The 26,053-nt window shown below is 74.6% G+C and carries 28 protein-coding genes, 3 tRNA genes and 1 pseudogene; 12 read left to right on the top strand and 20 right to left on the bottom strand.

What is annotated here, in order from left to right:
* Window positions 1–843 carry a polyphosphate--glucose phosphotransferase gene (gene ppgK / locus SM611_RS27240; RefSeq protein ID WP_371952964.1) on the top strand — a complete coding sequence of 281 codons (843 nt, stop codon included), beginning with the start codon at window positions 1–3 and terminating at the stop codon, window positions 841–843.
* Here the strand turns inward: ppgK and SM611_RS27235 are convergent.
* From SM611_RS27235 to SM611_RS27220, 4 genes are all read right to left on the bottom strand, one after another.
* Window positions 840–3,575 carry a glycoside hydrolase family 38 N-terminal domain-containing protein gene (locus SM611_RS27235; RefSeq protein ID WP_371952963.1) on the bottom strand — a complete coding sequence of 912 codons (2,736 nt, stop codon included), beginning with the start codon at window positions 3,573–3,575 and terminating at the stop codon, window positions 840–842. The two genes, ppgK and SM611_RS27235, sit on opposite strands and share 4 nt — an antisense overlap.
* The gene (locus tag SM611_RS27230) at window positions 3,566–4,423 is read right to left on the bottom strand and encodes a CehA/McbA family metallohydrolase (RefSeq protein WP_371953093.1); all 858 of its coding nucleotides are present in this window, start codon (window positions 4,421–4,423) and stop codon (window positions 3,566–3,568) included. Before SM611_RS27230 ends, SM611_RS27235 begins: the two co-directional genes overlap by 10 nt.
* A 64-nt stretch (window positions 4,424–4,487) precedes the next feature.
* Complete coding sequence (locus SM611_RS27225) at window positions 4,488–5,324, bottom strand: aminotransferase class IV (RefSeq protein ID WP_371952961.1); 837 nt, start codon at window positions 5,322–5,324, stop codon at window positions 4,488–4,490.
* A gap of 226 nt (window positions 5,325–5,550) precedes the next feature.
* The gene (locus SM611_RS27220; protein ID WP_371952959.1) at window positions 5,551–6,255 is read right to left on the bottom strand and encodes an ArsR/SmtB family transcription factor; all 705 of its coding nucleotides are present in this window, start codon (window positions 6,253–6,255) and stop codon (window positions 5,551–5,553) included.
* A 125-nt stretch (window positions 6,256–6,380) separates the two neighbouring features.
* Here SM611_RS27220 and SM611_RS27215 point away from each other — a divergent pair.
* The 3 genes from SM611_RS27215 (at window position 6,381) to SM611_RS27205 (ending at window position 6,670) form a co-directional block, all read left to right on the top strand.
* Window positions 6,381–6,452, top strand: a tRNA-Gly gene (locus SM611_RS27215).
* Between the two features lie 39 nt (window positions 6,453–6,491).
* Window positions 6,492–6,562: transfer RNA gene (locus SM611_RS27210), tRNA-Cys, on the top strand.
* A gap of 33 nt (window positions 6,563–6,595) precedes the next feature.
* A tRNA-Val gene (locus tag SM611_RS27205) sits at window positions 6,596–6,670 on the top strand.
* 104 nt (window positions 6,671–6,774) lie between these two features.
* On the opposite strand, the gene SM611_RS27200 is transcribed toward SM611_RS27205, so the two are convergent.
* The 5 genes and pseudogenes from SM611_RS27200 to SM611_RS27180 all read right to left on the bottom strand — a co-directional run bounded on the left by SM611_RS27200 (window position 6,775) and on the right by SM611_RS27180 (window position 9,270).
* On the bottom strand, window positions 6,775–7,599 hold the full coding sequence (locus SM611_RS27200; protein ID WP_371952957.1) for a maleylpyruvate isomerase family mycothiol-dependent enzyme: 825 nt from the start codon (window positions 7,597–7,599) through the stop codon (window positions 6,775–6,777).
* On the bottom strand, window positions 7,599–8,438 hold the full coding sequence (locus tag SM611_RS37650) for an RNA polymerase sigma factor (protein WP_504230287.1): 840 nt from the start codon (window positions 8,436–8,438) through the stop codon (window positions 7,599–7,601). Before SM611_RS37650 ends, SM611_RS27200 begins: the two co-directional genes overlap by 1 nt.
* Complete coding sequence (locus SM611_RS27190; RefSeq protein ID WP_371952954.1) at window positions 8,351–8,599, bottom strand: hypothetical protein; 249 nt, start codon at window positions 8,597–8,599, stop codon at window positions 8,351–8,353. The genes SM611_RS37650 and SM611_RS27190 overlap by 88 nt, the downstream gene beginning before the upstream one ends.
* Before the next feature lie 16 nt (window positions 8,600–8,615).
* A pseudogene (locus SM611_RS27185) lies at window positions 8,616–8,720 on the bottom strand (AMP-binding protein); the annotation flags it as partial.
* A gap of 37 nt (window positions 8,721–8,757) precedes the next feature.
* Complete coding sequence (locus tag SM611_RS27180) at window positions 8,758–9,270, bottom strand: DoxX family protein (RefSeq protein ID WP_371952952.1); 513 nt, start codon at window positions 9,268–9,270, stop codon at window positions 8,758–8,760.
* 176 nt (window positions 9,271–9,446) lie between these two features.
* Here SM611_RS27180 and SM611_RS27175 point away from each other — a divergent pair, with 176 nt between their 5' ends.
* Both SM611_RS27175 and SM611_RS27170 read left to right on the top strand, forming a co-directional pair.
* Window positions 9,447–9,929: an alpha/beta hydrolase family protein gene (locus SM611_RS27175; RefSeq protein ID WP_371952951.1), complete on the top strand. Its 483-nt coding sequence runs from the start codon at window positions 9,447–9,449 to the stop codon at window positions 9,927–9,929.
* An 84-nt stretch (window positions 9,930–10,013) separates the two neighbouring features.
* Window positions 10,014–10,424, top strand: a complete 411-nt coding sequence (locus SM611_RS27170) for a VOC family protein (protein ID WP_371952950.1) — start codon at window positions 10,014–10,016, stop codon at window positions 10,422–10,424.
* 147 nt (window positions 10,425–10,571) lie between these two features.
* Here the strand turns inward: SM611_RS27170 and SM611_RS27165 are convergent, their stop codons facing one another.
* On the bottom strand, window positions 10,572–11,381 hold the full coding sequence (locus tag SM611_RS27165) for a helix-turn-helix domain-containing protein (RefSeq protein ID WP_371952949.1): 810 nt from the start codon (window positions 11,379–11,381) through the stop codon (window positions 10,572–10,574).
* Between the two features lie 88 nt (window positions 11,382–11,469).
* Between SM611_RS27165 and SM611_RS27160 the strand changes: the two genes are divergently transcribed.
* Entirely contained in the window at window positions 11,470–12,087 is a 618-nt protein-coding gene (locus tag SM611_RS27160) for a LysE family translocator (protein WP_371952948.1), read from the top strand.
* Window positions 12,088–12,249: 162 nt separating this feature from the next.
* On the opposite strand, the gene SM611_RS27155 is transcribed toward SM611_RS27160, so the two are convergent.
* Both SM611_RS27155 and SM611_RS27150 read right to left on the bottom strand, forming a co-directional pair.
* The gene (locus SM611_RS27155; RefSeq protein WP_371952947.1) at window positions 12,250–12,747 is read right to left on the bottom strand and encodes an RNA polymerase sigma factor; all 498 of its coding nucleotides are present in this window, start codon (window positions 12,745–12,747) and stop codon (window positions 12,250–12,252) included.
* 107 nt (window positions 12,748–12,854) lie between these two features.
* Window positions 12,855–13,790 (bottom strand): MerR family transcriptional regulator, encoded by a 936-nt coding sequence (locus SM611_RS27150; RefSeq protein WP_371952945.1) that lies wholly within the window; start codon window positions 13,788–13,790, stop codon window positions 12,855–12,857.
* Between the two features lie 145 nt (window positions 13,791–13,935).
* Between SM611_RS27150 and SM611_RS27145 the strand changes: the two genes are divergently transcribed.
* Window positions 13,936–14,433: a TspO/MBR family protein gene (locus SM611_RS27145; protein ID WP_371952944.1), complete on the top strand. Its 498-nt coding sequence runs from the start codon at window positions 13,936–13,938 to the stop codon at window positions 14,431–14,433.
* Between the two features lie 29 nt (window positions 14,434–14,462).
* Here the strand turns inward: SM611_RS27145 and SM611_RS27140 are convergent, their stop codons facing one another.
* Window positions 14,463–14,786: a DUF3140 domain-containing protein gene (locus SM611_RS27140; protein ID WP_371952942.1), complete on the bottom strand. Its 324-nt coding sequence runs from the start codon at window positions 14,784–14,786 to the stop codon at window positions 14,463–14,465.
* 274 nt (window positions 14,787–15,060) lie between these two features.
* Here SM611_RS27140 and SM611_RS27135 point away from each other — a divergent pair, with 274 nt between their 5' ends.
* From SM611_RS27135 to SM611_RS27125, 3 genes are read left to right on the top strand one after another with little or no spacing between them, the layout of a single operon-like run.
* Window positions 15,061–16,533 carry a phytoene desaturase family protein gene (locus SM611_RS27135; protein WP_371952940.1) on the top strand — a complete coding sequence of 491 codons (1,473 nt, stop codon included), beginning with the start codon at window positions 15,061–15,063 and terminating at the stop codon, window positions 16,531–16,533.
* Window positions 16,530–17,441 (top strand): phytoene/squalene synthase family protein, encoded by a 912-nt coding sequence (locus SM611_RS27130; protein WP_371952938.1) that lies wholly within the window; start codon window positions 16,530–16,532, stop codon window positions 17,439–17,441. The genes SM611_RS27135 and SM611_RS27130 overlap by 4 nt, the downstream gene beginning before the upstream one ends.
* A complete protein-coding gene (locus SM611_RS27125) occupies window positions 17,441–18,433 on the top strand; it encodes a phosphate acyltransferase (protein ID WP_371952937.1) in 993 nt (330 codons plus the stop codon). The genes SM611_RS27130 and SM611_RS27125 overlap by 1 nt, the downstream gene beginning before the upstream one ends.
* A gap of 5 nt (window positions 18,434–18,438) precedes the next feature.
* Here the strand turns inward: SM611_RS27125 and SM611_RS27120 are convergent, their stop codons facing one another.
* A complete protein-coding gene (locus SM611_RS27120; protein ID WP_371953092.1) occupies window positions 18,439–19,092 on the bottom strand; it encodes a spheroidene monooxygenase in 654 nt (217 codons plus the stop codon).
* Between SM611_RS27120 and SM611_RS27115 the strand changes: the two genes are divergently transcribed.
* Window positions 19,091–19,744, top strand: a complete 654-nt coding sequence (locus SM611_RS27115; RefSeq protein WP_371952935.1) for a glycerol-3-phosphate acyltransferase — start codon at window positions 19,091–19,093, stop codon at window positions 19,742–19,744. The genes SM611_RS27120 and SM611_RS27115 overlap by 2 nt on opposite strands.
* Here the strand turns inward: SM611_RS27115 and SM611_RS27110 are convergent.
* From SM611_RS27110 to SM611_RS27085, 6 genes are all read right to left on the bottom strand, one after another.
* Complete coding sequence (locus SM611_RS27110) at window positions 19,695–20,819, bottom strand: glycosyltransferase family 2 protein (protein WP_371952934.1); 1,125 nt, start codon at window positions 20,817–20,819, stop codon at window positions 19,695–19,697. The genes SM611_RS27115 and SM611_RS27110 overlap by 50 nt on opposite strands.
* Window positions 20,816–22,267: a phytoene desaturase family protein gene (locus SM611_RS27105; protein ID WP_371952932.1), complete on the bottom strand. Its 1,452-nt coding sequence runs from the start codon at window positions 22,265–22,267 to the stop codon at window positions 20,816–20,818. Before SM611_RS27105 ends, SM611_RS27110 begins: the two co-directional genes overlap by 4 nt.
* Window positions 22,255–22,980 carry a carotenoid biosynthesis protein gene (locus SM611_RS27100; protein ID WP_371952930.1) on the bottom strand — a complete coding sequence of 242 codons (726 nt, stop codon included), beginning with the start codon at window positions 22,978–22,980 and terminating at the stop codon, window positions 22,255–22,257. The genes SM611_RS27105 and SM611_RS27100 overlap by 13 nt, the downstream gene beginning before the upstream one ends.
* Window positions 22,981–23,225: 245 nt before the next feature.
* On the bottom strand, window positions 23,226–24,224 hold the full coding sequence (locus tag SM611_RS27095; protein ID WP_371952928.1) for a CU044_5270 family protein: 999 nt from the start codon (window positions 24,222–24,224) through the stop codon (window positions 23,226–23,228).
* On the bottom strand, window positions 24,221–24,718 hold the full coding sequence (locus SM611_RS27090) for a SigE family RNA polymerase sigma factor (protein ID WP_371952926.1): 498 nt from the start codon (window positions 24,716–24,718) through the stop codon (window positions 24,221–24,223). The genes SM611_RS27095 and SM611_RS27090 overlap by 4 nt, the downstream gene beginning before the upstream one ends.
* Window positions 24,719–24,859: 141 nt before the next feature.
* Entirely contained in the window at window positions 24,860–25,849 is a 990-nt protein-coding gene (locus SM611_RS27085; RefSeq protein ID WP_371952925.1) for an ArsR/SmtB family transcription factor, read from the bottom strand.
* Between the last annotated feature and the right edge of the window lie 204 nt (window positions 25,850–26,053).

Here is a 26,053-nt window from a genome sequence, read left to right as displayed (position 1 = left end):
ATGGCACGAGAGATGCTGGGGATCGACATCGGCGGATCGGGGATCAAGGGGGCTCCGGTCGACCTGTCCGACGGCGCGTTCACGCGGGCGCGGTTCCGGCTCGACACGCCGCGGCCCGCCAGGCCGAAGCCGGTCGCGAAGGTCCTCGCGGAGATCGTCGACCATTTCGGGTGGGACGGGCCGGTCGGCGTCACCTATCCCGGCGTGGTGATCGACGGTGTGGCGATGTCGGCGGCGAACGTCTCCAAGCACTGGCTCGGCGTGGACGCGGCGCACCTGTTCGCCGAGGCCACCGGCCGGGAGGTCACGGTGCTCAACGACGCGGACGCGGCCGGGGTGGCGGAGATGCGGCTCGGCACGGGACGCGACCGGCGCGGCACCGTCGTCCTGCTGACGCTCGGGACGGGCATCGGCAGCGCGCTGTTCACCGACGGCGTCCTCGTCCCGAACACCGAGTTCGGGCACATCCAGATCGACGGGATGGACGCCGAGCTGCGCGCGTCCGCGAAGGCGCGCACCGAGGAAGGCCTCGGCTGGCGCAGGTGGGCGAAGCGGCTCAGCGTGTACATGGCGCATCTGGAGGCGCTGATCTCGCCGTCGCTGATCATCGTGGGCGGCGGGGTGAGCCGCAAGTCCGAGCACTTCCTGCCGCTGATCGAGGGGGTGCGGGCGGAGGTCGTCCCGGCCCGGCTGGTGAACAACGCGGGCATCGTGGGCGCGGCGATGGCGGCGGACGCCGCGCATCCGGCGGAGAAGGCCGCGCCGGCGGCGCGCCGGGTCCGGGCGTCCGGGAGGACCGGCGGGCCGCAGCGCGAGCCCGGCGCCGCCGAGGCCGCCCGCTAGCGCATCCTGAGCCGCACGGTCGCGATCTCCCAGGGGCGCAGCGCCAGCGTGGCCGTCCCGCCGTGCACGTCGAGCGGGATGCCGGGGCGCCCGCGCAGGTCGACGCGGACGGCCTCGGTGAAGCCGCCGCTCAGCACGGCCGTGACGGGCTGCTCGCTCTGGGCGGCCATCCGGGTCTCCACCCAGCCGTCGCGGGCGCGCAGCGAGGTCATGACCACGCCGTCACCGCTGATCGCGATGCCCTCCCTCGACGCGGGGGCGGGCACCGACATGTGCCCGTATCCGGCGGCGGTGAGCAGGTCGTGCCGGTACTCCTCGGCGGCGCGGACGACGCCCGCGCCGGGCCGTTCGCCGTCGTAGGGCATGATCGCCATGCCGACCGCGCGCTCGCCCCGGCACTGGGCGCCCGGGGTCGGCAGCTGCGGCCCGGCGGGCTGGTCCCGGTAGGCGTTGCGGTCCCGGGACAGGTACCCGACCGCGCGCAGCAGGGTGAGCGCCATCTCCCGCCCCGCGCCGGCGATCTCGTACTCGGTGGCGTGCTCCAGCAGGACGGCGAGGCCGCCCGCGGCGACGAACCCGGACGCGGGGTACGTCGGCACCGGACGCTCCCCGAAGCCGCCCTCCGCCGTCAGCCCCCGCTCGGTGATCGCGAACTGGCCCTCGGCGAAGGACGAGTGCGCCTGCCGCGGCAGCGACAGGTGCAGCCGGACGCGGTGGTCGTCGGAGCGGTTGTCGAAGGTGACGCGCAGCCGCAGGAACGGCTCGCCGGCCCGCAGTTCGGCGCGGGTGACGACGGTCGCGTCCTCCTCGGCCTCCGAGCGCGCGTCGCCGGGCAGGTCGCCGGACGCGGGCCACCGGTAGGTCCGGACGATGTCGAGCGCCGCGACGAGCGGCCCGCCCGACACGGGCTCGACGTCCACGGTCAGCGGGTCGCCGACGATCCGGTCGCGGGCGGGCGGCGCGTAGTTGTAGGAGTCGCCCAGGTCGCCGCCGTCCACGATGCGGCCGACGCCCTCGACGACGTGCCCGGACGGGGTGCGCAGCCCGAGCGTGCCGTCGGCGTGCACCTCGGCGCGCAGCAGCCCGTTGTCGAGGACGTTCCGCTCGGCGCGCACCGGGCCGTCCGGCTCCCCGGCGCCGGGGACGGGCCGGACGGCGGTCAGCCCCAGCGCGGGCACGTCGACGAGCGCCGCGACGGTGCGGCGCGGGTCGGCGAGGATCCGGACGCGCCACTCCCCGTCCGCGTCCCGGAGCGCCTCCCGCACGTCGCCGATGTCGAACGGGACGCCGGCGCGGGACGTCACCTGGAAGGTGAGCGTGCGCTCCTCCCGGGACACCGACCAGTCGCGGATCTCCTGCCCGAACAGCACCCGCCCGTACACCCGCTCCAGCAGGACGGGCAGCTCGGACGCGGGGTGGACGGCGTCGTCCAGGACGGTCGGGGCGATGTCGAGCGTCTGCACCGGCACGGGCCGCCCGTCCCCCGTGACCAGCCCCGGCTCCCCTTCGCACGGGATGTCCAGGGTGACCAGGCCGGTGCGGCGGGCCGGGGAAGGGTTGAACACCAGGTGCGAGCCGAGCGGCACGGACGCGGCCCGCTCGGCGGTGACGAGGTCGCAGACGGCGCGCCCGAGCTGGTCCGCCTCCGCCATGTGCGCCGCGACCTGCTCGGCGGTCTCGTCGCAGCCGCAGCCGGTCACCGAGTCGTGGCAGCTCGCCTCGACGAGCCGCCGCCACGCCAGGTCGAGGAACCGCTGCGCGTCGCCCGCGTACCAGAGCGCGGTCAGCGGCTCGGCGTACCGTTCGACGCGCCGCTCGGCGCGTCCCATCAGCTGCTTGAGCCGGACGCGGGCGGAGATCACCCCGGGCAGGATGTTGGCGCGGGCGTGCGAGCGCAGCTCGCCGCGCACGTGCGGCAGCCCGTCGACGGACGGCCGCTCCCCGGCGAAGTAGCCGGCGAGGGTGTCCAGCCGCATGGCGAGCCCGGAGGCGGCGACGCGGTCGGCGAGGTCGGGGGCGGGCGCGGTGTGGTCGGCCCCGTACATGGCGAGCAGCGGGCCGCCGCGCGGGTACCAGCGGCCCATCGCCTCGGCGAACCCGGCGACGCGGCCGGCCAGCGGCGGCGCCCCCGCTGCGGGCTCCTCGAACATGGACGCGGCGTTGCCGTAGCCGCCGCCGGGGAGGTAGTGGGCGCGGACGGCCGTCCCGTCCGGCGCCTCCCAGGCGAACGCGCAGGTCCGCACCCGGTCGGGGACGCCGCGCCACACGCACGCGTGCTCGATCCCGGCCAGCCTCAGGATCTGCGGCATCTGAGCGCAATGCCCGAACTGGTCGGGCAGGTAGCCGACCATCATGGCGGCGCCCAGTTCCTCCGCGCGCGCCATCCCCATCTGCAGGTTCCGGACGATGTTCTCCCCCGAGCACAGGAACTCGTCGTGGAGGATCTGCCAGGGACCGACGGCGAGCCGGCCCTCCCGGACGAGCGCGGCCACCCGGTCGCGCCGTTCGGGACGGATCTCCAGGTAGTCGTCGACGGCCGCCATCTGCCCGTCCAGCGTGAAGTGCCAGCGCGGATCGGCCTCCATCCGGTCGAGGACGCCGTCGAGCAGCGACACCAGCCGCAGCCGGAAGCGCTGGAACGGCAGGTACCACTCGCGGTCCCAGTGGGTGTGGGGGACGACGACGATCTCCCGCTCCGGGCTCCCCGCCCGCTCCGCGTTCCCTACCCGCACAGTGCGATCACCTCGTTCTCATCGGTCTCCAGACGGTGCATTCCCGGACGGTCGGCCGGTATCCGGACGTGGTCACCGCGGACCGCGGTGCGCCGCCCGCCGGGACGGACGAGAACGGTCCCCCCGGCGCCGATCGCGATCAGCTCGTCCTCGACGCGCAGCAGGACGGGCGCGTCCCGCCCGGCGGACACGGCCGTCCGGCCGGCGAGGAGCCCGCCGAGCACATCGGCGTCGCCGGGCCCGCCGCCTGCGGTCTCGGCGAGGACCCAGGTGACGGGTTCTCCGAGGGTCTTGTGCTGGGCCGGGTCGTGGAAGTCGCTGCCGCCGAGCGGGACGACGCCGCCGGGGCGCCACACGTCCGCCCAGGCGAGCGGGGCGCCCCAGCGCCGGTCCCACCAGGAGGAATGCCAGATCTCCGCGTACCTCGGCCGGTGCTCCGGCGGCAGCGGGCGGCGCCAGGCGCAGTCGCCGATCAGCGGACGGTTGATCGACATCAGCCCGCCGCGCACGGCGGCGAACGCGGCCCAGTCGGCGCTCGGCCGGCGGAAGTCGACCCAGCCGGTGCCGCCGAGCACGTTCGCGTGCCCGAGGTCGGCGGTGACCTCCTGGCCGGGCAGCAGCAGGACGCCGGCGTGCGCCCCCGCCTCGGCCAGCCCGGGATGGTGGCTGACGGTGTTGTGGTCGGTCACCGCCAGGTAGTCGAGGCCGCGGGACGCGGCGAGGCACGCGAGTTCGCGGACGGTGAGCGTCCCGTCGCTGTGGACGGTGTGGGAGCGCAGGTCGCCGGCGAGCCACCGCGTCCCGTGCGGGGCGGGCGCTCCCCCGCCACGTCCAGCGTGACCTGAGATCAGGCGTCACCTCGAACGTGAACGCAAGAACCGATCACGTAAGACCCAGGACGCCACTCTCCGATCAAGGGTCCATGAGCTCGGCCGCGCGCGCCGCGAACGCCTCCATGGCCTTCGCGGTGATCGGGCCGGGCGCCGCCGGGAGGACCGTGCCGTCCACGGCGCGGATCGGCTGGACGTCGCGGGTCGTGGACGTCAGGAACGCCTCGTCGGCGCGGTACAGGTCGTCCAGCGCGAGGTCCTCCTCCTCGCCGCCGCACCACTCCAGCGTCAGCGCCCGCGTCACCCCCGCCAGGCAGCCGGACGACAGCGGCGGCGTGACCAGCCGGCCGCCGAGGACGACGAAGACGTTGCTGCCCGTCCCCTCGCACAGGTTCCCGGCCGTGTTCCCGAAGATCGCCTCACCGCCGCCGCGCTCCTTGGCGTACGCGAGGGCCAGGGCGTTCTCCGCGTACGACGTCGTCTTCAGGCCGGACAGCGCGCCCCGCTCGTTGCGCGGCCACGGCACGACCGTCACGTCGGCCGCCGGCGGGAACGGGTCCTGCGGCTCGACGATGATCGACACGGTCGGCCCGGCGTCGCCGCGCACCGAGCCGAGCGGGCCGATCCCGCTCGTGTAGGTGATGCGGATGCGCGCCAGCGGCCACTTCGGCGCGGCCGCCAGCACCTCCAGCACGCCCTGGGCGAGGGCGTCGTGGTCGGGTTCCGGCAGGCCGAGTCCCGCCGCCGAGCGGGCCAGCCGGCGCAGGTGGCGGGTCAGCGCGAACGGCTCCCCGTTCGACGCCTTCACCGTCTCGAAGATCCCGTCCCCCACCAGCATGCCGTGGTCGAAGACCGACACCACCGCCCGCTCGGGGTCGATCAGTTCCCCGTTCAGCCAGATCCTGGCCTGCGCCGTCACCGGAGCCACCTCCATTCGCCGAGCCGCCTCCGACCCGGTCTCGCGCCGTTTTCGCGAGGTGGACCGGAGCCGGCGGCCGTCGTCCGGAAGCCCGGATGCCCACCGCCGGGACGCCGCGCCGGAGGTCCGCGCCCACCCAGCCGATGGCCCCACAGTACGGCCCGCGCGGGACGGCTTCGAGTCCTTCCCGCCGACGCGCCCGGGTTATGCGAAGTTCATACCGGGTTCACGGCAGGACGCACCCGAACGCGTCCGCGAGCCCCGCCAGCCCCCGCTCCGTCACGACCAGCGCCCGCCGCGTGCTCCCCCGCTCGAACCAGCCCAGCTCGATCATGCGGCCGGTCAGCGCCGCGCCCAGTGCGCCGTTCAGATGCGGGCGCCGCTCCGTCCAGTCGAGGCACTGCCAGGCGAAGCTGCGCCGCGCCCGCCGCAGCGCGGGCACGTCCAGGCCCAGACCCGCCAGACGCTCCTCGCCCTTCTCCGTCACCTCGTAGGCGTCCCCGTCGCCGGCCTCGATCAGGCCGCCGTCCACCAGCGCCGCGAACAGCGCGACACCCGCCGCCCCCGCCAGGTGGTCGTAGCACGTCCGCGCCTCGTGCAGCCGCCGCGCGTCCCGCGACTGCCGCAGGCTCCGCACCTCCATCGGCGGCGCGATCCGCGACAGCGCCTCGATGACCTGCGCCACCTCGCTCCCCCGCAGCCGGTAGTACCGGTGCCGCCCCTGCTTCACCACGGTGACGAACCCGCCGTCCAGCAGCCGCCCCAGATGCGCGCTCGCCGTCTGCGCGCTCACCCCCGCCGTCCGCGCCAGCTCCCCCGCCGCGAGCGGCCGCCCGTCCAGCAGCGCCGTCAGCATCGCCGCTCGCGCCCGATCCGCCAGCAGCGCCGCCACCGGCGCGAAGTCCACGCCCACGCCATGTCCCGAGGCCATGCACCGACCTTAGACGCCGCACCCTTCGACGCCCGCCGAAGCATCCCGACGCGCCCCGCCCCGAAACCCGGTTTGGGGAACGGCCCTCGACGCGCTAAGGTCTTACCCGTCGCCGCAGGGCGCACGCGGAAGTGGCTCAGGGGTAGAGCATCACCTTGCCAAGGTGAGGGTCGCGGGTTCAAATCCCGTCTTCCGCTCTGAGGGGCCTTGAGGCTATGACCAGAAGGTCTCGTTCTGGTGGAGTGGCCGAGAGGCGAGGCAACGGCCTGCAAAGCCGTGTACACGGGTTCAAATCCCGTCTCCACCTCAACGCCGTACCTCCCCCGGAGGGCACGGAAACGGGCGATTAGCTCAGTGGGAGAGCGCTACCTTGACACGGTAGAGGCCACTGGTTCAATCCCAGTATCGCCCACCATGAGATCCCCGAGCCGGACGGCATGTCCGGCCCGGGGATTCTGCGTTTCCGGCCCCGTCGCCGACCCGGTCCTCGGGTGCTGACGCCCGAGGCCGGGTGGGGCGCTACGGCCCCGAGAACACCGAGGCGGCCGCCAGCACGTCGCGCGTGACGACCGGATCGCCGCTGGTCTCGGCACGGACGTTCGATGCGGTGCGGCGCCCGCCCGCCAGCAGGCAGAACTCGACGACGTCCATCCTGACCTGCGCGGACGGGACGTTCCCTGCCGCCGCCGCGCCGAGCGGGATCGTCCACTCGCCGCCGCCCGGACCGTCCAAGACCAGCCGCAGCACCCGGTCCGGGTGATCGCGCCCGGTCAGCGCGAGCGCCTTGGGCAGGTTCCGCGCGCCGAAGTCCGCGATCGCGAGCAGGTGCTCGGCGGGCGGCGGCGGCAGCGCGCGGCTCGTCGCCCGCGCGATGTCGGCGGCGTGGATCCAGGTCTCGAAGGCGCGCGCCGTCACGTGGTGCCTGAGACGCATCCGGATTCCGCCCACCTCGATCCGGCGGTCGGCGTCGGCATCGCCCAGCCGGTCGCACAGGCCGTCCGCCTGCCGCCGCCACGCCAGGCGCGCCTCGCCGGGCGCCGGGCGGCGGCCGATCGCCTCCGCGGTGCGGGCCGGTATGTCGCCGGCCGCCGACGCACCGCCCGCGATCGCCTCGCCGAGCAGCCCGTCGGTGGCGGCCAGGTGCACGACCAGGTCGCGCGCGTCCCAGTCTCCGGCGGCGGCCGCCGTCCACTCGGCCTTGCGGAGGCCGGCCAGCAGGGCGTCGAGCATCGCGACGACGGCGGCGTAGGGCCGGGCGAAGCCGGGCGCCGGGCGCGCCGGCGGACGCCGGGAGAGGGCGGCGTGGAGCGTACGAGCGCGCAGGTCCAGCGGAGACTCGGTCATCAGACGCTCTCCTCCTCAGCCAGGGTGTCGGCGATGCAGCGCAACCCGGTGCGGATGCGGGACTTGAGGGTGCCCTCCGGTAAGCCCAGCTCGATCGCCGCCTGCTGGTACGTCCGGCCACGGTAGTAGGCCAGCTCGACCGCCTCCCGCAGGCGCTGCGGCAGGGCCGCGACCGCATGCCGGACCCGGACCTCGGTCTCGTCGGCGATGATCACGTCGATGATGGGGACGGCCGGTTCCGCGTGCTCGACCGCGTCGAGCAGGCGCCGCCGCCGCTCCTCCTTGCGGACCCAGTCGACCGCGCGCCGATGGCTGAGCATGGCCAGCCAGGTGCGCAGGGTGCCGCGGCTCGGGTCGAAGGCGTAGGGGTTCTCCCACAGGTGGACGAACACGTCCTGCGTTATCTCCTCGGCGACCTCGCGGCGTCGCGTCACCTGCAGGGCGAGCGTGTGCACCAGGGACGAGAAGTGATCGTAGGCTTGCCGCAGCGCGCCGTCGTCCCCCGCCGCCAGCCGCTGCCTGAGCCGGATGTCCCCGTCCATCGAACCCCTCTCCCGTGGGCCGGACGACATGGTCGTCGTACTCAGGGTTCGCCTGTCGGGGACGACCGGATGACCGCCTGTCCGGCTTCGGCCGTTCTCAGGATGTTCGTTTCCGGGGCCGGACCTGGGCGGCATAATGCACGGCTCGATCGGCGATGCCTGCCGGGCGGGGGGCGTGCGGGGACGCCACTCGCATCCGGCCCGCCGCGTCAGTCGGAGGCCGGGAGCGGTTTGGCCGCCTTGCGCGTCATGGGGGAGCCGTCGCAGGTCAGTTCGCCCGTGCCGGAGGCGGTGCACAGGAGTTCCACCGTCTCCGCGGCGTTCACGTAGCGCTTGCCGATCTGGGTGGCGGCCTCGCCCTTGAAGGGCGGGGGCGGCGGTCCCTCCGCCGGGATCAGCGGGGCGCCGCCGCAGGCGATGTCCGGGCCCTCCCCCGCGGGCGCCCGGACGACGATCACGCGGGTGGTGCAAGCGCCGGTGCCGCAGCACCGCCGGTTTGGGCTCGGACGTCGTGCCGCTCGTGTAGAGGATCACCGTCACGTCGTCGCCGTCCGCCGCAGGCGCTCCCCGGCCACGGATCCGAGAATGGCATTCTCCGAACTCGGAAGTTAAAGTCTCACACCTGCTGTTCGGCCGTCTTCGGCGCGGGCCGCCAGAACGTCGCGAGCAGGCCCGCCGTAGCGGCCACCGCCACGCCGAGCGCGACGCCGCCGCCCGCCCAGCCGTCCAGCACGATGCCGGCGGCGTCGTCCACCGACCACCGCCCGGGGCCGAGCAGCGCGAGGGCCAGCGAGGCCACGGCCAGCACGAGCACGTACTCGTAGCCCTCCTTGAAGACGAAGAACCCGTTGGGCCGGTGCGCGAGGATCCCCGCGACCAGCATCACCGAGATGACCGCCGCGCAGGCCAGCGGCGTGAGCAGGCCGATGACCAGCAGCGCGCCCGCGCCGATCTCGGTGACCACGCTCATCCACGCCTGCAGCGTCCCGTGCCGCAGGCCGAGCCCGGAGAACCAGCGGGCGGTGCCCTCGATGCGGCCACCGCCCCGCCAGTGGTTGAGCCCGTGCGCGATCATGGTGATGCCCACGACCACCCGGACGAGCAGCAGCGCGGCGACTTCGGCGTCCATGTATCCCTCACACCTTCCCGGACGTCACGCGTCCGTCCTGAGCAGCATCACTCCGCTGGGGGTGAGACCGCCGCCGCTGACCGCGGCGACCCGTGCACCCGGCACCTGTCTCGCTCCCCCTCGCCGCGCAACTGTACGACGGCCTCGTACACCAGTCCCATCCCGTGGGTGCGCCCGTGCGAGAGCTGGCCGCCGTGGGTGTTCAGCCGAAGGATGCCGTCGCGCGCGACGCCGACCGGCTCGCCCGGTTCAACGGCGAGGCGCCGGCGATGATCCCCCTCGTCACCGCGCCCCCCGGTGAGCCCGCCGCGATGGCCGACCGGGAGACCTACGAGTGGTACCGGACGATCGAGCCAAAGCGCCTGGCGACGTGGCGCAACGAGGTCACGCTCCGGTCGGTGGAGGCGATCGCCGGCTACGAGCCGGGCGACTACATCGCCCGCATCTCCCCGACACCGCTCATGCTCGTCGTCGCCCAGCACGACGTCCTCACTCACAGCGACCTGGCCTTCGCCGCCTACGAACGGGCCCTGCACCCCAAGCAGCTCGTCACCCTGCCCGGCGGCCACTTCGTCGTCTTCGACCAGGAGTTCAAGAACACGCTCACCCTCATGACCAGGTTCTTCCTCCAGCATCTGGCCTCCCGGACAGCCGCCTGACCGGCGGCCCACGGCCCCGGCGAGGCAGCCGAAGATGGCGGATAGCGGCACCATCACCGTCGGGCGGTCCCTACGCTCACAAGGATGCGACTGGACCTGATCGCGATCATCGTGGAGGACTACGACCCGGCCATCGAATTCTTCACCCGGGCTCTCGGGTTCGATCTGGTCGAGGACTCGCCCTCACTCACCAACGACGGCCGTCCGAAACGATGGGTCGTCGTCCGGCCGCCCGGCGCTCAGACCGGCGTCCTCCTCGCCCGCGCGGACGGCGGGCACCAGACCGCCGCCATCGGAGACCAGGCCGCCGGCCGCGTCGGCTTCTTCCTCCATGTGGACGAGTTCGACGCCGCCTACGAACGCATGACGGACGCCGGCGTCGAATTCGTCACCCGGCCTCGCACCGAGCCCTATGGACGGGTCGCGGTGTTCCTCGACATCGCCGGCAACCGGTGGGACCTGCTCGGCCCTGCCGACCGACCGAACCAGCAATAGCCCCTCACACCGCGCGGTAACCGGAGATTTCGCCAAGCGTGCGGTCCCTTGCCGGCCACCGCACCCGCCTGCCGGCCTCAGCACCCTGAAACCCTTCCCGCCCAGCCCTGGAGGACGAGCCTGCGGCCATCCCTCAAGCGGCGCTCGTCATGGCTCCGGGTCCAGACCTGGCGCTCTGCATAGCCGGGCGTAGCGTCCGGGTGTCATGCCGAAGGCCGCCTTGAACATTCTGGTGAAGTGGGCTTGGTCCGCGAAGCCGGTCGCGAGGGCGGTCTCCGCCAAAGGCCTGCCCGCGCACAGCTTCTCGCGGGCGAGGTCAAGGCGGCGCATGACCGAGTACCGGTAGGGGCTGGTGCCGCACAGGGCACGGAACTGGCGTGCGAACTGGTAGCGGTCGAGGCCCGTGACCGCCTCCAGTTCGCTGGAGCGCACGACCGCCGGCCGGTTCTCCAGGAACTCTCGGCCGCGCTGGAGAGCGGGCAGGTCGAGACGGCGGGGCCGGTCGGGAGCGCGGGCGGCGGCCGTGCACCGGAGCAGGCCCTCGGCGAGCTCCAGGACCAGGGCGTCGAGCGCCAGCGGCTCGGCCGCCGCTGCGAACGCCGCCCGTATCGTGCGCGCGAGGACCGGGTCGTCGGTCACCGGGGCGGCGAAGGGCAGCGGAGCCGGTCGCCCGGTGATGGCCGACAGCGCGCCGGCGATCCGGGCCGGTGCGACGTAGATCTGCGCGTAGCCGAGGAGGTCCGGCCCGTCGGCCCAGCCGTCGTGCGGCTCGTCCGGATGCAGCACGAAGACCTGCCCGGGGGCGCTGCGCCGCACCGCGCCCCGATAGTGGAATGCCTGGGCCCCCGCTTCGGTGACCCCGACGGCGTACACGTCGTGCCGGTGCCGGCCGTACGGGTGGCCGCGCAACCCGGCGCGGAACAGTTCCACGCCGTCCACGGGTCCGCTGGTCTCCATCCACTCGCCCGCGTCACACGAACGTTCAAGACCGCTGCGACGCGGTCCGGCCACGCTGGGTGCCATATGCGGAGTCTAAGGAGAAGCCATGGAGGTCTCCCTCTCACCGGCCCAGGCGATCGCGTTCATGGCGTTCGTCGCCGTGGCCGCGGGAACTCCCGGTCCCGGCAACGTGCTGCTGGCCGCCGCCGGCGCCAGGGGCGGGCTGCGGCAGGGTCTGCCGAGCCTGTTCGGGCAGGTGGCCGGGATGAGCACCTTGCTGCTGGCCGTCACCCTGGGAATCGGCGGCCTGCTCCTGGACCGCCCATGGCTCCTGGAGACCCTCAAGTGGGGAGGCGCGGTGCTGCTGTGCTGGATGGCCTGGAGCATCGCGACCGCGACCCGTGCTGAAGGGGAAGCAGACGCCGCTGCCTGGTCCGGCTTCCTCGGCATGGCCGCCTTTCAGTGGGCCAATCCCAAGGGCTGGCTGATCAGTGTCGCGGCCAACGCCACTTTCCTGGACGGACACGGCGGCATCCTCAGCCGCTCCCTCACCCTCACGGCCCTGTTCATGCTCATCGCGCTGCCCAGCTGCCTCCCCTGGCTGGCGTTCGGCGCCGCGCTCCAGCACTCCCTCCGCACGCCGCGGACCTGGCTCGTCTACCGCTGCATGACGGCAGGTCTGCTGGTGGCGTCGGTCGCCCTCTTCATCTGGCCCCACGACTGATTCGGGCTGCCGAAGGGATCCGCCTACTCCCCCTCGGCGGCGGGATAGAGCCGGAAGTCGATGACGACGCAACTCATCTGTCCGCTCTCGGTGCGGCCGATCCAGACAGGGCAAGACTGCCCACGAACCGTACCGCGCGCTCGTGATACGGCTCGGGAGGGGTCACAGGAGATGTTTCAGGCGGCGCAGCCCCCGGGTGGTGCGTGCCTTGACGGTGCCGAGCGGGATCGAGAGCCGGTCGGCGATCTCCCGCTGGGTCAGCTGCCCGAAATGGGCGAGCACGATCGCCTGCCGCTGCGGGACCGGCAGCCCGGCGAGCGCGTCCCGGACGTCGCAGGCGGCGTCCACGGCGGAGGTGGCGTCGGGCACGCCGACGGTGTCCTCCAGCGGCACCGACCGGCGGGAGTGCCGCGCCTCCGCCCGGAGCTGGTCGATGGCCCGCCTCCTGGCGATGGCCAGGACCCACGGCTCCAGGCCGCGCGAAGGGTCGAAGCGCGCGCGTGATCGCCAGACCTCCATGAAGACCAACTGGACGACGTCGTCCACCGCGTGGTCGGGTACCAGCCGTCCGGCGTGGCGGCGGACGAGAGGGCCGAGTGCGGCGTAGCACTCGCTCAACGCCGCCTCGTCGCCTTGGGCGAGCCGTTGCTCCAGGGTCATGCGGTCCCGATGCCCGTGGAAATCGCTTCAAAACTTGTTCATAGTTAAGGCAAGGTGAAGCCGTGACAGGGGCAGCGCAAAGCGGACGAGCCCGGTACCGGGTCGGCTCAGAGCGCTCCGAGCGGGGACGTGAGCCGGGTGACGGCTTCGGCGAGGGCGGACACCGGAGCGGCGTTCGCCGGCAGCCGGTCGTGCGCCCAGCCGGGTCCTCCGACGAGGAGGCGGTAGGGCGGACGCGCCGCCGGCAGCGCCGCCAGCCATGCGGGATCGCCGGTCTCGGCGGTCTGCGACCAGACGAAGACGGCGTTCGGCCCGGCCTTGCGGATCGCGGCGGCCAGCGCCGTCGGCGGCACGCGCGCTCCCAGGACCAGCGCGTCCACACCGGCCTCGGCCAAGGCGGCGGCCAGCGCGTGCACCGGCAGGCTGTGCTGTTCCTCCGGCGCGCAGGCGAGCAGCACCGGACGCGCGTTGAGCGGCCGGCCGGGCGGCGCCGTCTCCGCCAGGGATCCGAGCAGCACCGTGGACAGCAGGTGCTCGACCTCCACGCAGTCGCCCGCTGCGGCGTGCTTGCGTCCGATGCCGGCCAGGACGGGCACGATGAGACCGTCCCACGCCCGGACGACACCGTCCCGGCGCAGTGCGGTCCGCACGAGGTCGGTCATCGCGGGCCGGTCCAGCGCCATCGCCGCGCGGGCCAGGCCCCGCACCGCCGCGGCCTGCCGCTCGTCCCGCCCGGGGGCGGTCACCGGTACGCGGTTGCCGCCGGCGCCGTGCGCGCGGGGCGGCGGAGGCGTGCCCGGCGGCGCGCCCAGCGCGACCCGGGCGGCTTCGCCCGGCGGTGCGCCGGCGAGGATCCGCCGCTGCATGATCTCCAGCCGCGCCAGGTCGGCGGACGTGTAGCGGCGGTGGCCGCCCGGGCTGCGGCCGCTCGGGCCGATGCCGTACCGGCGGTCCCAGGTGCGCAGGGTGGACGGCGCCACCCCGAGGCGCTGCGCCACCGCGCCCACGCCCAGGCCCGCATCCCCCTCCGCCGGCCCGCCCATGTGTCCGCTCCCCCTCGTCCCGCCCGAGCGTACGATCTGCCAGGTCTTCGCCGGAACCCCGGGCGCCGGTTGCACCTCGGCCGCCTCCCGGGCGTGCAGACGCCGCCGCCCCGGGAAGGGGCAGGCCATGAGGTTGACGAGGAACATGAGGCGACGGCCCGCGGCCGGCGGGTGGCGGACCTACGCGGCGACGAGCGCGGCCGTGACGGCGACCGCGGCCATCGGGTCCAAGGCGGTCAACGCCGGCAGCTCCTGGTACCGGTCGCTGGCCAAGCCGCCGTGGCAGCCGCCGTCCGGGACGTTCGGAGTGGTCTGGCCGCCTCTGTACGCATCGATCGCGTGGGCCGGCGGACGTGCCCTGCCGCGGGCACGGGGACGCCGGCAGCAGGCGCTGGCCGCCGGCCTGGGCGTCAACCTGGTGCTGAACGCCGCCTGGAGCCGGCTGTTCTTCGGCCGGCGGAGCACGAGGGCGGGGCTGGTGGGGACGGTGCTGCTCGACATCAGCAACGCCGACCTGATCCGCCGCACGGCCGCCGTCGACACCGCGGCGGCCGGCGCCCTCGTCCCGTACGCGGCATGGTGCGCGTTCGCGACCGCGCTGACCGCCGACATCGCTCGCCGCAACCGTCAGGGCCCGGCTTGACGGCCGCGATGCCGATCGTGCGGCGCGCCTTACTTGAGCGGGTCGTGGCCCCAGTTCATGAGCGAATAGCGCCATCTGGTGTCGGTGACGTCACCGGACGGGCGCTGGGCTAGATGGCGATGGACGTATCCGACCACCTTGCGCATGTGCGCGTAGTCGTCCTCGCTCATGTCCGCTCTCCTCGTCCGGAGCAGCTCCACGATCCGGCGCCCGGACGCGTGGCCCGTCGACTCCCCGCCGCCGTCCTTCTGGCCGACCGACCGCGACTCCTCGGTGTCCAGCCACCGCTCCAGTTCCTTGGCCGTCATGTTCACCGCCTTGCCGAACTCGGCCGCCGCCTCCTGGTCTCCCATGCGCGTCGCGGTACCCGTACCCGGGCACAGGTAGTCACCGCGAAAGACCTGGTCAACGAAGATTGATTGCGGCGGAACCCGGCGGAGCGGAGCCATCGCCGCGTGCCGGGCAAAATCCATCTCAGGCGCGCTTGTGCAGGTCAGAGGGGGGTACGGGCGGATCGTGCAACCGATCGGCCGCTCGGTTCCGAAGAACGGCGCAGAACCCTTCGGACAATGATGGAGGAACGGTGTACCCCGGACATCGTGTGCACGGTCCGCGTGGCGGGCGCTGATGGCGGCGGGCGGTCCGGCCGTCGTGATCGGCGCGGGTCTGGCCGGGCTCTCGGCGGCGGTCCATCTCGCCGCGCGGGGCCGGGAGGTCGTGGTGGTCGAGGCCCGCGACGAGCCGGGCGGATGCTGCGGATCCGCGCACGCCGGCGCCTACCGGTTCGACACGGGCCCTTCGGTGCTGACCATGCCGCAGGTGCTGGCCGACACGTTCGGCGCGGCGGGCGAGGACATGGATAACGTGCTGCCGCTCCGGCGCCTGGACCCGTTCTACCGGCTGTCCTTCCACGACGGCTCACAACTCGACGTGGTGGCGGGCGCGCAGCGGATGGCGGAGAACGTCCGCGCCCTGTGCGGGCCGGAGGAGGCGGCCCGGTACCTGCGGTTCCGGCGGCGGCTCGGGGCGATGTTCGAGGCCGAGTGGTCGTCGTTCATCGACGCGGACATGACCCGGCTGCGGAGCATGGCCCGTCCCGTCGCGCTGCTCAGGCTGGCGGCGGCGGGCGGGTTCCGGCGCCTGGACCGGTTCGTGGCGGGTCAGCTGACCGACGAGCGGCTCATCAGGGCGCACACGTTCCAGGCGCTGTACGTCGGGCTCCCCCCGGCCAAGGCGCTGGCCATCTACGCGGTCGTCGCGCACATGGACACCGTCGGCGGGGTGTACTTCCCGGCGGCCGGCGGTATGCACGCCGTGCCACGGGCGCTGGCCGCCGTGGCCGAGAAGGCGGGCGCCGTGCTCCGGTACGGCGTGCGCGCCGAGCGGGTGGAGACGGACTCCCGCGGGGTCGCGGCGGTACGGCTGGAGGGCGGCGAGCGGCTCGCCGCCGGGGCGGTCGTGGTCGCCTGCGACCTCGACCGGGCCCACCGGGGGCTGCTGCCCGCCGCGGCGGGCGACTGGCGGCTGCGCCGGCCGCGGTACGCGCCGTCCTGCCTGGTCATGCACTTCGGGATCGGCCACCGCCCGGCCGGCCGGGCACACCACACGCTGCACTTCGGCCGGGAGTGGGCCGGCACCTTCTCGGCCCTGGCCGCCGGGCGTCCGCAGCCCGATCCGAGCCTGCTGGTCACCTGCCCCGAGGCGGACGGCGCCTCGGCGCCGCCCGGCCACGCCACGCTCAGCGTCCTGGAGCCCGCCCCGAACACGGCGAGCGGAACCGACTGGGACCGTCTCGGGCCGCGGCTGGAGGAGCGCCTGCTCGGCCGCCTGTCCGACCTCGGCTACGGCGACCTGTCGGCGGCGCCGCGGCGGACCTTCGATCCGCGGGTCTGGGCCCGCCTCGGCCATTCGGCGGGCACGCCGTTCGCCCTGGACCACCGGTTCACCCAGACGGCCTGGTTCCGGCCCGCCGGCCGCAGCCGCCGCGTGCCCGGCCTGCACTTCGCGGGGATGTACACCGCGCCCGGCGTGGGCGTCCCACCGGCTCTGATCTCCGGACGGCTCGCCGCCGCCCGCATCCTGGAAGGCCGCCGCCCATGACGCTGACCGCGAGCTACGAGCACTGCCGCCGTCTCAACGCCCGCCACGGACGCTCTTTCTATCTGGCCACCCTGCTGCTGCCGGCGTGGAAGCGCGGGCACGTGCACGCGCTGTACGGGTTCACCCGCCACGTGGACGACATCGTGGACGCCTGCGGCGAGGACGCCGCGGACGCCACCGGACGGGCCGGAGCGCTCGACGAGGTGACCCGGCGGCTGACCGCGAGCCTCGCGGGCGAGGCGATCGAGGACCCCGTGCTGCCCGCGTTCGTGCACACCGTCCGCTCCTTCGGCATCGAACGCGCCGACATCGACGCGTTTCTGCGGTCCATGCGCACCGACCTCACCGTCACCCGGTACGCCGGCTACGACGACCTGCTCGTGTACATGGAGGGCTCGGCCGCCGCGATCGGGCTGATGATGCTCCCCATCCTGGAGACGGTGCCCGGCGCCGGGCGCACGGCCCGCGAGCCCGCGCGCGAGCTGGGCCGGGCGTTCCAGCTCACGAACTTCCTGCGGGACGTCGCCGAGGACCTGGCCCGAGGCCGGGTCTACCTTCCGCAGGAGGACCTCGCCAAGTTCGGGGTCACCGAGGACGACCTCCGCGGCGGCGGCCGTGATCGGGCGCTGCGCGAACTGGTCGCCTTCGAGGCCGACCGCGCCCGGGACCACTACCGCCGCGCCCTCGACGGCGTCGAACTGCTGACCCCGTCCTCGCGTCCCTGCATCCGCGCCGCGTACGAGCTGTACGGAGGCATCCTGGACGAGATCGCCGCGTCCGGCCACGACGTGCTGACCGCGCGGGCCCGGGTGCCGCGCCACCGGCGGGCCGCGATCTTCGCACGTCACATGCTGGCCGCCTCCGCCGCCGGCCGCGCCGAGCGGCGGCGGCCCGCCGGGGTGCGCTGATGGGCGGGTGCGCCCGGCCGGGCGGGACGCCGCGTCCGGTGGTGCTGGACGCGATGGGCGGCGACCACGGGCCGGCGGAGACGGTGCCCGGAGCGCTGGCGGCGCGGCGCGAGCACGGCGTTCCGGTCCTGCTCGTCGGATGGGCCGAGGACGTGCGCCGGGAACTGCGGCGGCACGGCGGCGACGGCGAGGTGGAGGTCGTGCACGCCGACGATGCGGTGCCGATGGCCGAGCGCGGCTCGGCAGCAGCGGCCCGGCCGGATTCGAGCCTGATGGTGGGGTGCGTCCTCGCCCGGCGGCGGGGCGCCTCACTGGTCTCGGCCGGGTCCACCGGCGCGGTCGTGACGTGCGCGGTCCGCGCCTTCGGGCGGCGGGAGGGCGTGCTGCGCCCGGCGCTGGCCGTGGCGCTGCCGACCTCGGCCGGATCCACCGTGCTGGTCGACGCCGGCGGAACCGCCGACCCCACCGCGGAGATGCTCGCGCAGTTCGCCCTGCTGGGCGTCTCCTACGCGCGGAACGTCCTGGGCGTGGCCGACCCGTCGGTGGGCCTGCTGTCCATCGGCGCCGAACCGGGGAAGGGCAACCGGCTCGCCCGCGAGGCCGCCGGGCTGCTGCCGGGCATGCCCGTCCGCTTCCACGGCAATGTGGAAGGGCACGACGTCCTGGCCGGAACGGTCGACGTGGTCGTGACGGACGGCTTCACCGGCAACGTGGTGCTGAAGAACATCGAGGGCTGCGTCCGGACCACCCTGGACATGGTCGCCGGAGCCGGCATCGCGCCGCCGGGGCGGCTGGCGGAGGTCGCACGGCTCTACGCGGCGGACACGCACGGGGGCGCCGCCCTGCTGGGCCTGACCGGCACGGTCGTCGTGGGGCACGGCTCCTCACGATCCGCCGCCATCGCCCGCGCGTGCGTGGTCGCGTCGGAGCTCGGCGCGGAGGACGGGCCGGTGCCGGTGGGCGGCCGCGCCAGCGCGGGGCCGGTCGCGTGAGGCGCTCACCGCGTCCCGGGAGCGTCCAGCGGGTCGCGCCCGTCCCAGGTGCCCCGGCTCTCGTAGGGGGCGAAACGGGCGAACAGCTCCTCGGAGTACCAGTCCTCGCCGCGCACGCGGTCGACGACGGTGCGGTGCGCGCCCGTCCGGTAGGCGAACCGCGCGACCGCGGTCTCGTCCCGCCAGAGCGAGAAGGTCGCCTGCCGGGCCAGCGGCCACTCCCCCACCCCGACCGAGGCGAGGCAGCCCTCCTGGCGGCGCAGCTCCCGGTCGACGTCCGGCACCGACCGGTAGAAGGGCACCAGCCGGCCGGGACGGATCGACGCCCTGGTCAGCACGGCCACCGGCCCGCCGCGGCTCGTCCGGGCGGGTCCGGCCGCGGCGAGAGGGTCGCGTCCGCCCCAGCGGCCGCGGGAGGCCAGCGGCGCGAGCCGGACGTGCCACGACTCCTCGGCCTCCTCCCGCCACCGCCGGGCCACCGGGGAGCGCGCGAGGAACTGCTCCAGCGCGGGCTCCCCGTCCCACACGGCGAACAGCGCCCAGCGCCGCAGGTCGGCGCCCAGGCTCATGGACCGGCCGCGGCCCGTGCCCAGCAGCCGCCAGAACGACAGCCCGCCGGTGCGGCGCAGCGGCGGCCGGTCGAACGCCATGTGCCGCATGGCGTCCACACCCGCGTACCTGATGAGGTGGAACGAGGCGATGACCCTGGTATCGGTGGCTCCCGTGCTCGGCGCGGCCATCGGCGGCTACCTGCTCGGCTCGGTGCCGGTCGCGGTGCTCGTCGGACGCGCCCACGGCTTCGACCCGCGCGACGTCGGCGACCGCAATCCCGGCTTCTGGAACATGATGGAGCAGCTCGGCTGGAAGGCCGCCGCCCCCGTGTTCGCCGGCGACCTGCTCAAGGGCACCGCGGCGGGCCTGGTCGGGCTGGCCGCGGGCGGCGGCGAGACCGGCGCGCTCGGGACGGTCGCCGGCGCGAGCGTCCTGCCCGTGTACGCGGCGGTCGGCGGCGCGATGGCCGGGCACGCGTGGCCGGTGTTCGCGGGACGGCGGGGCGGCCGCTCGATCCTCGCGTTCGCGGGCGGTTTCGCGGTGATCTGCCCGCCGGCGTTCACCGCCGGCGTCGCGCTGCTGACCGGGGTGGGCCTGGCCTCGCGCTCGTTCGCCTGGGGCACCCGCGCGGCCGTCTTCTCGCTGCCGGCGCTGCAGCTGCTCTTCGCGCCCGCCGAGCACGTGGCGGCGACCGGGGCGCTGATGTGCCTCATCGGGCTGCGCTTCGGTCAGGCCGCCGCGGCGGAGCGCCGCACCTGACCGCCGGACGGCCGTAAGTCCGTCCCCGCCAGGTACGAAGCGGCCGCAGCACCGACCATGTCAGGCGCGCCGCCATCGGGACGTCGAGGAGCGGCGAGATCGCCAGGCCCACGCCCGGACGCGCGTAACTGCCGCGCAGGGCCGTCGCCAGGAGCAGCCGCTGGACGAGCAGGCCGAGGTCCAGCGGAGTCGGGCGACCCGTCGCCAGCCGCGCCACCGGCAGGGCGAGGGTCAGCCAGACGACCGCGAGATCGGCCGCCAGCCTGCCGGTCCCGGTCACGTCCCGCAGCGCGATCGACCGTCCCCACTCGCGCCACACGTCGGCGGCCGACTCGTGCATGTCGACCTCCAGCAGGGCTCCGGCGTCCCGGAAGGCGATCCGCCAGCCGTCCCCCGCGAGCAGCCGGCCGAGAGCGACGTCGTCGGTGAGGTGGCCGCGGACCCGCGCGAACCCGCCGGCCCGCAGCATCGGCCCCTTGCGGAAGGCCATGCACTGGCCGTTGAGCAGGAGGCTCCCGGGGGACGCGGCGGCCGGTCCGATCGGCCCGAAGCGGTAGACGAGGCCGGCCAGGAACGAGGCGTGCAACGCCTGCTCGGCCACGCCGTCGCAGACGAACCGCGGCCCCGCGGACACCAGGTCGAACCTGTCGAGCAGTGCGACGAGTTCGGCGCACAAGCCCGGCATGGGGCGGGTGTCGGCGTCCAGCAGCACCACGATCGGCCCGGCGGCGGCGCGCACGCCCTGGTGCAGCGCCCACTGCTTGCCGACCCAGCCGTCCGGCAGCGGCGCCCCGTGGACGACCGTGGCGCCCAGCCGCGCCGCGAGTTTCGCCGTGCCGTCCCGCGACTCGTCGTCCACGACGATCACCTCGGACACGTCGGGGGCCGCGAGCAGGGGCCGCAGGCAGTCCTCGATCCGCGACTCCTCGTCCCGCGCCGGGATCACCACCGAGACCGGCTGTGGTGGCGGGCCGGAGTGGCCGGGCACGAAGGGCGCGGGACGGTTCCGGCCGCGCGCCAGCCGGGCGGCCGCCACTCCGGCGGCCACCGCCTGGAGCACCGTCAGCGGCCTCATCTCACCCGTACCCCCGCCCGTGCCGGAAAGTCCCGCTCGACGAGCGAGGCGACGATCCGGCCGCCCATCGCGACCAGCGGCAGCCCGCCGCCCGGGTGCGCCGACCCGCCCACCAGGTACAGCCCGCGGCGCGGCCCCCTGTTGGCCGGTCTGCGGAACGGCGCGAGCGCGCCCCGGTAGGCGGTCCCGTAGATCGCCCCGCCCCACGCGCCGTACCGGTCGCGCAGGTCGGCGGGGGTGAACGTCTCCACGAACCGCAGCCGTCCCGACAGGTCGCGCCCGCGGCGCGCCAGCCGTTCCAGGACGAGGTCGCGGTAGGCGTCCGGGGTCATCGGCCAGCGGCCCGGATCACCGGCCGGGACGTTGACCAGCAGCACCCAGTTCTCCGCCCCGGCCGGCGCCCGGGACGGGTCGTCCACCGCCGAGCATCCGATGTAGACCGTCGGGTCCTCCGGTGGCACGCCGCGCTCGAAGATGTCGCCGAACTCCCGCCGGTAGTCGGCCGAGAAGACGACGGAGTGGTGCGCCAGCCCGTCGGTGCGTCCGTCCACGCCGGCGAGCAGCAGGAACGCCGACGACGACGGGCCCAGGCGGCCGATCCGGCGCAGCCTCCGCCGGTCCGGCAGCAGCCGGCCGTACAGCGCCGCGGCGTCGGCGTTCACCACCACCGCGTCGGCGCCCACCCGCTCCCCCGAGGCCAGCACCACGCCCTTCACCGCCGACCGGTCGGCGACCACCTCCGCCACCTCGCTGCCGGTGCGGACCTCCACACCCGCTTCGCTCAGCAGGCGGGTCAGGTCTTCGGCCAGCCGGGGCAGCCCGCCCGGCACGTACCAGCCCCCGTCCCCGTGCTCGATCGCCGGGACGCAGCCGAGCGCGGCCGGCGCCCGGTACGGGCTCGACCCCGCATACGTCGCGTACCGGCCGACGTACTGGCGCAGCCGCGGGTCGCGGAAGAACCGGCGGGCCAGGCCGTCCAGCGTCCGGCCCGGCGCGACCGCGAACAGGTCACCGATCCGCGCCTCCTCGGGTCGGCGACCCAGCGGCCCAGCGAAGAACGTCCGCCGGGACGCCTCCAGGCAGCGCGCGGCCCAGCCGTGGAAGGCGCGCCACGACTCCCCCTCCCCCGGCGCCAGCCGCTCGACCCGCGCCGCCATCCGATCCGGATCACGGCAGGCGCGCAGCTCGGACCCGTCGGCGAAGCGGTAACGGCACAACTCGTCCAGCTCCACCAGGTCGCGCCGCACGCCCAGCTCCCGGAAGATGCCCGGAAGGGTCAGCAGCGACGGCCCCACCGAGAAGGCGAACCCGTCACGCTCGCGTTCGGCGAGCTTCCCCCCGAGGCGGTCAAGCCGCTCGTCCAGCCTGACGCGGTGCCCGCCCCGCGCCAGCAGCAGCGCGGCGACCATCCCGCCGACCCCGCCGCCGACGACGATCACCTCGGCCATCGACGCCTCCACGCCAGGACGGCGAACGTCCCCATCGCCGCCCCGCCCGCCAGGGCCACCACCCGGTCCGGCGGCTCGAACACCGCCGCGAACGCCAGCGTCTCCATCGCCGTCATCACTCCGTAGATCGCGATGAGGCCCCCGGACGCGGCCGCCTCGGACCTCCCGACGATCGCGTCGATCGCCGCCATGACCACCAGTGACACCGCCAGCCATCCCGCGAAATTGCTGACCGGCACTCCCCGGTAAGGCCCGTCGTCCGCCCACGTCCACAGCCCCATGCGGAGCATCTGCGGGTCCAGGAACAGATCCCACGCCGTCAGCGCCAGCGCCCCCGCCGCCCACCGCCTGAACCCGGCCTCCGGGACGATCGCGGTGGCGACCGCGTGCGCCGCCAGCCCCATGCCGCCCCACGCCACGGCCACGATCACCGGCACGCCGCCCAGCTGGGGCCGCAGCAGCGACGTGTAGGAGTACTCCCCGAACGGCACGCCCGCGCGGACACCGACCCACTCCGCCGCGTACCCCACGGCCACCGCGGAACCGAAGGCCCCGACCGCGCGACCGGCACCGTCCCGCCCGGCGGCGAAGGCCACGGCGCTCGCCGCCAGCAGCACCACGACGACGCCCGTCAACCGGATCGGCTCAGGACGCACCCCCGACAGCACCTGCGCCACCGCCATCGTGCCCAGGCAGCCCGCGCCTGCCAGCACCCACGCTCTCGACCGCCGCCCGACAGCCCACCCGCGCCGCCGGGCCCGAACCCGCCTCATACCTGACCTTCGCAACCGACCACCGCCACGGATGCAGCGCACGCGGCACGGCCCGCGCCGCCGTCGGCGGCGCGGGCCCCGCGTCCGTGCCGGCCGGCGCCGCGACCGCCGGTGGAGCCGCCGCCACGGCCGCCACCGGCGCAGATCACGCTGCTCCTCCTGCCACGCGCGGGAGGACCTTCCGTTTACCGCTGGCCGGCCCGGTCGACGAGCTTGGTGACCACGCGGGTGAGGGAGTACATGACGGTCCCCACGGGGACGTCGTAGCGGGGGTCCTTGCCCTTGGTCCTGGAGATCGGGGCGTTGTGGCCGGTGTTGACCGTCCGCTGCGCGACCATCTGGTAGGTGGACGGGTCCAGCAGGAACTGCTCGCCGAACCCGTGGGACAGCGCGATGGCGGGCCGCCCCGCGCCGTCCTCGGCGTTCCGCTGGATCTGGACGCCGGGGATCGCGGCCAGCACCCGGTAGAGGGCGGCCTGCGTCGCGGGCGGCATGGTGACCGGGGCGTCCCACAGCATCTGGGCGGCGTCACGGAAGGCCTGACCGTCCCGATCCTTGATCATCCGGTCCTGGGCGAGTGTGGCGTCCACGTTCTCGTAGACCAGGGCGCGCAGCTTCCCGGGGTCGCTGGGCAGCGACATCAGGCGGTCGGTTTCGGCCCTGGCGCTCTTGGCCCCCTGGCCCGTGTGGTGGAAGAACACCAGCTTGCCGTTCAGCAGGCCCGCCTCCCGCGTGCCGTCCAGCTTGATCCAGTTCTCCGAGTAGTGCGGCTTGGGGCCGTGCTCGGCGGTGGGGCCCATCTCGACCGCCTTGGTGTACCACCACTGGCCGGGGCGCGGCGTGACGGTCGGGCGCGCCTCCGCCGTCCGCGCGGCCTTGCCCAGGACCTCTGCCGCGCCCACCAGCCGGACGGCGGGCGCCCGCGGCGGAACGGTCCCGTTCCCGCCGGCGCCGACCACGACCAGCGCGCCCGCGGCGACGGCCGCCGCCGTGGCCGCCGAGGCGGCGATGCTCGCACGGTTGCGGAGCCGGCGCCGCCGCCCCCGCGCGAGGCCCCCGCCGACAAGGTCGTCCAGCGGCGGCTCCAGTCCTTCGGCGGTGCGGCGCATCGCCTCGGCCAGCCGGTCCTCCACCGCGTTCGTTCCCGCTTCCCCGTGCATCCCGGTGTTCCCCTCCCGCGTCATCGGATGAGCTCCTCGAACTCCTCGCCCAGCGCTTCGCGGAGCCTGCCCAGCGCCCGCATGCTGCGGTTGCGCACCGCACCGCCGCTCAGCCGCAGCGCGGACGCCACGTCCTGCACGCTCATGTCCTCCCAGTACCGCAGGACCAGCACGGCGCGGTCCTGCGGGGGAAGCCGCGCGAGGCCGTCCAGCAGCGTCATCCGCAGCGCCTGGTCGGCGTCGGCGGCGGCGGTCTCGGGCAGCCGCCGCGACGGCGTCTCCTGGTTGCTCTGCTTGCGCACGTGCGACATGTAGGTGCGCATCAGCACCGTCCGCGCGTAGGCGGCGGGGTTGTCGGCGCGCTGCACGCGGCGCCACGACGCGTACAGCTTTCCGAGGGTCGTCTGCACCAGGTCCTCGGCCAGGTGCCGGTCCCCGCACAACAGGCAGGCGGTGCGGAACAACGCGGCGCCGCGCGCCGCGGCGAACTCATGAAATCCCTGCGGATCTTTGGCCATCGGGCCTTCCTCGCGTCGTCCGTCGCTTCCGTCCCTACAGACGCCGCGACCGGAGTGCCTTGTCACAAACGAAAAGGGGCGGATCCACCGCCGACGGGTCCGCCCCTCGTTCCGGGAGCTCGCTCAGCCCGGCCCGGACGGTCAGGGAGGTCTCAAGAGGTGCCGGCCCCGGCTGGTCAGGCGATGTATGACGTGGGCGCCGTCGCGTTCGCTGTGCACCAGACCCGCGTCGCGGAGCACCTTCAGGTGGCCGCTGACCGTGGACGCGGGCATGCCCAGGCGGACGGCGATGGACCCGGTGGTGAACCCGATCGCCAGGGCGCCGAGCACCCGGGCCCGGCCGGTGCCCAGGAGGGCGGCCAGGGCGTCCGCGTGCGGCACGGCGGTCCCGTCCGCCCGCGGTCCGCAGCGGACCGGGTAGACCACGACCGGCGGCAGGCTGGGGTCGGCGAGGGCGATCGGCGCGGTGTGGCAGAAGTAGGACGGGACCAGCCGGACGCCGCGTCCGAGCAGGTGCAGGTCGGCGTCCACCGGGTACGGCGCGGTGAGCACCGGGTCCCGCCATGCGAACGGGGTGAGGGTCTCCAGCATCGCCGCCATGCCGCCCTCCAGGGCCTCCATCCGCCTCTCCCGGTCGGCGGCGACGGTGGCCTCGACCTCGCTCCAGTCGGGCGCGATCAGCCGGGTGTGGAAGTGCAGGACGGCGTCGGCGACCTGGTCGAGAAGGGCGCGGTCGCCCGAGGCGAGCCGGCGGGTCCAGCCGGGGAGCGTCCGGTACCGCGCGGCCCGGCGCATCTCGCGGGACAGCCGGGCTCCGGGCGTGCCGCGCAGCGTCCGCAGGGCGGCCGCCATCCCCTCCTGCGACTCGGCGGGGGTCAGGAAGTCGGGGAAGTAGGCGGCGTCGGCGGGCGCCAGGTCACGCAGGAGCCGGGACGCCGCGCGCAGGTCGTCGTCCCGCAGCCGCTGGAGTGCGCGGCGCCGCCACGGGTGGAGCCGCCGGGGCAGCCGGGACAGGGACGTGGCGAGGACGTGGAGACCCAGGAACGCCTCCCATACCGGATCGGCGGATCTGGCGAGCTGCACGTGCCGGAAATCGCGGTCGCTGAAGTGGATGCGTAGGACGCCGCCCATCACCCGAAGGTTAGGCAGCGCCTGTCACGAGGGGATTTCGACTGGGCTCGAATACCCCTGCGGCTTTCCGTTCTCGGGGCTCTTACCATCCACTGCGTGCTGATTCGCCTCCTGCGCACCGACGCCGGACCGCGGCCGGAGGAGCCGAAGGGCGGCGGATGCCGGCACGCCCCGGAAGGGCGCCGACTTTCCTTTCCAGCGATG

It is taken from the genome of Actinomadura monticuli, from assembly GCF_041463655.1.
Taxonomy (GTDB): domain Bacteria; phylum Actinomycetota; class Actinomycetes; order Streptosporangiales; family Streptosporangiaceae; genus Spirillospora; species Spirillospora monticuli.
Note: the sequence above shows the minus strand (reverse complement) of the source record. Positions and strands in the feature narration are given on the sequence as shown.

Bases quoted from the DNA above. Each gene is read 5' to 3' on its own strand.
- SM611_RS27125 (WP_371952937.1), top strand. From the start codon at position 17,441: ATGGGCGGGTGCGCCCGGCCGGGCGGGACGCCGCGTCCGGTGGTGCTG.
- SM611_RS27180 (WP_371952952.1), bottom strand. From the start codon at position 9,270: ATGGACGCCGAAGTCGCCGCGCTGCTGCTCGTCCGGGTGGTCGTGGGC.
- SM611_RS27130 (WP_371952938.1), top strand. From the start codon at position 16,530: ATGACGCTGACCGCGAGCTACGAGCACTGCCGCCGTCTCAACGCCCGC.
- SM611_RS27170 (WP_371952950.1), top strand. From the start codon at position 10,014: ATGCGACTGGACCTGATCGCGATCATCGTGGAGGACTACGACCCGGCC.
- ppgK (WP_371952964.1), top strand. From the start codon at position 1: ATGGCACGAGAGATGCTGGGGATCGACATCGGCGGATCGGGGATCAAG.
- SM611_RS27145 (WP_371952944.1), top strand. From the start codon at position 13,936: ATGAGGCGACGGCCCGCGGCCGGCGGGTGGCGGACCTACGCGGCGACG.
- SM611_RS27220 (WP_371952959.1), bottom strand. From the start codon at position 6,255: ATGGCCTCGGGACATGGCGTGGGCGTGGACTTCGCGCCGGTGGCGGCG.
- SM611_RS27160 (WP_371952948.1), top strand. From the start codon at position 11,470: ATGGAGGTCTCCCTCTCACCGGCCCAGGCGATCGCGTTCATGGCGTTC.
- SM611_RS27085 (WP_371952925.1), bottom strand. From the start codon at position 25,849: ATGGGCGGCGTCCTACGCATCCACTTCAGCGACCGCGATTTCCGGCAC.
- SM611_RS27140 (WP_371952942.1), bottom strand. From the start codon at position 14,786: ATGGGAGACCAGGAGGCGGCGGCCGAGTTCGGCAAGGCGGTGAACATG.
- SM611_RS27135 (WP_371952940.1), top strand. From the start codon at position 15,061: ATGGCGGCGGGCGGTCCGGCCGTCGTGATCGGCGCGGGTCTGGCCGGG.
- SM611_RS27105 (WP_371952932.1), bottom strand. From the start codon at position 22,267: ATGGCCGAGGTGATCGTCGTCGGCGGCGGGGTCGGCGGGATGGTCGCC.
- SM611_RS27110 (WP_371952934.1), bottom strand. From the start codon at position 20,819: ATGAGGCCGCTGACGGTGCTCCAGGCGGTGGCCGCCGGAGTGGCGGCC.
- SM611_RS27155 (WP_371952947.1), bottom strand. From the start codon at position 12,747: ATGACCCTGGAGCAACGGCTCGCCCAAGGCGACGAGGCGGCGTTGAGC.
- SM611_RS27200 (WP_371952957.1), bottom strand. From the start codon at position 7,599: ATGACCGAGTCTCCGCTGGACCTGCGCGCTCGTACGCTCCACGCCGCC.
- SM611_RS27090 (WP_371952926.1), bottom strand. From the start codon at position 24,718: ATGGCCAAAGATCCGCAGGGATTTCATGAGTTCGCCGCGGCGCGCGGC.
- SM611_RS27120 (WP_371953092.1), bottom strand. From the start codon at position 19,092: ATGCGGCACATGGCGTTCGACCGGCCGCCGCTGCGCCGCACCGGCGGG.
- SM611_RS27150 (WP_371952945.1), bottom strand. From the start codon at position 13,790: ATGGGCGGGCCGGCGGAGGGGGATGCGGGCCTGGGCGTGGGCGCGGTG.
- SM611_RS27165 (WP_371952949.1), bottom strand. From the start codon at position 11,381: ATGGAGACCAGCGGACCCGTGGACGGCGTGGAACTGTTCCGCGCCGGG.
- SM611_RS27115 (WP_371952935.1), top strand. From the start codon at position 19,091: ATGGCGTCCACACCCGCGTACCTGATGAGGTGGAACGAGGCGATGACC.
- SM611_RS27095 (WP_371952928.1), bottom strand. From the start codon at position 24,224: ATGACGCGGGAGGGGAACACCGGGATGCACGGGGAAGCGGGAACGAAC.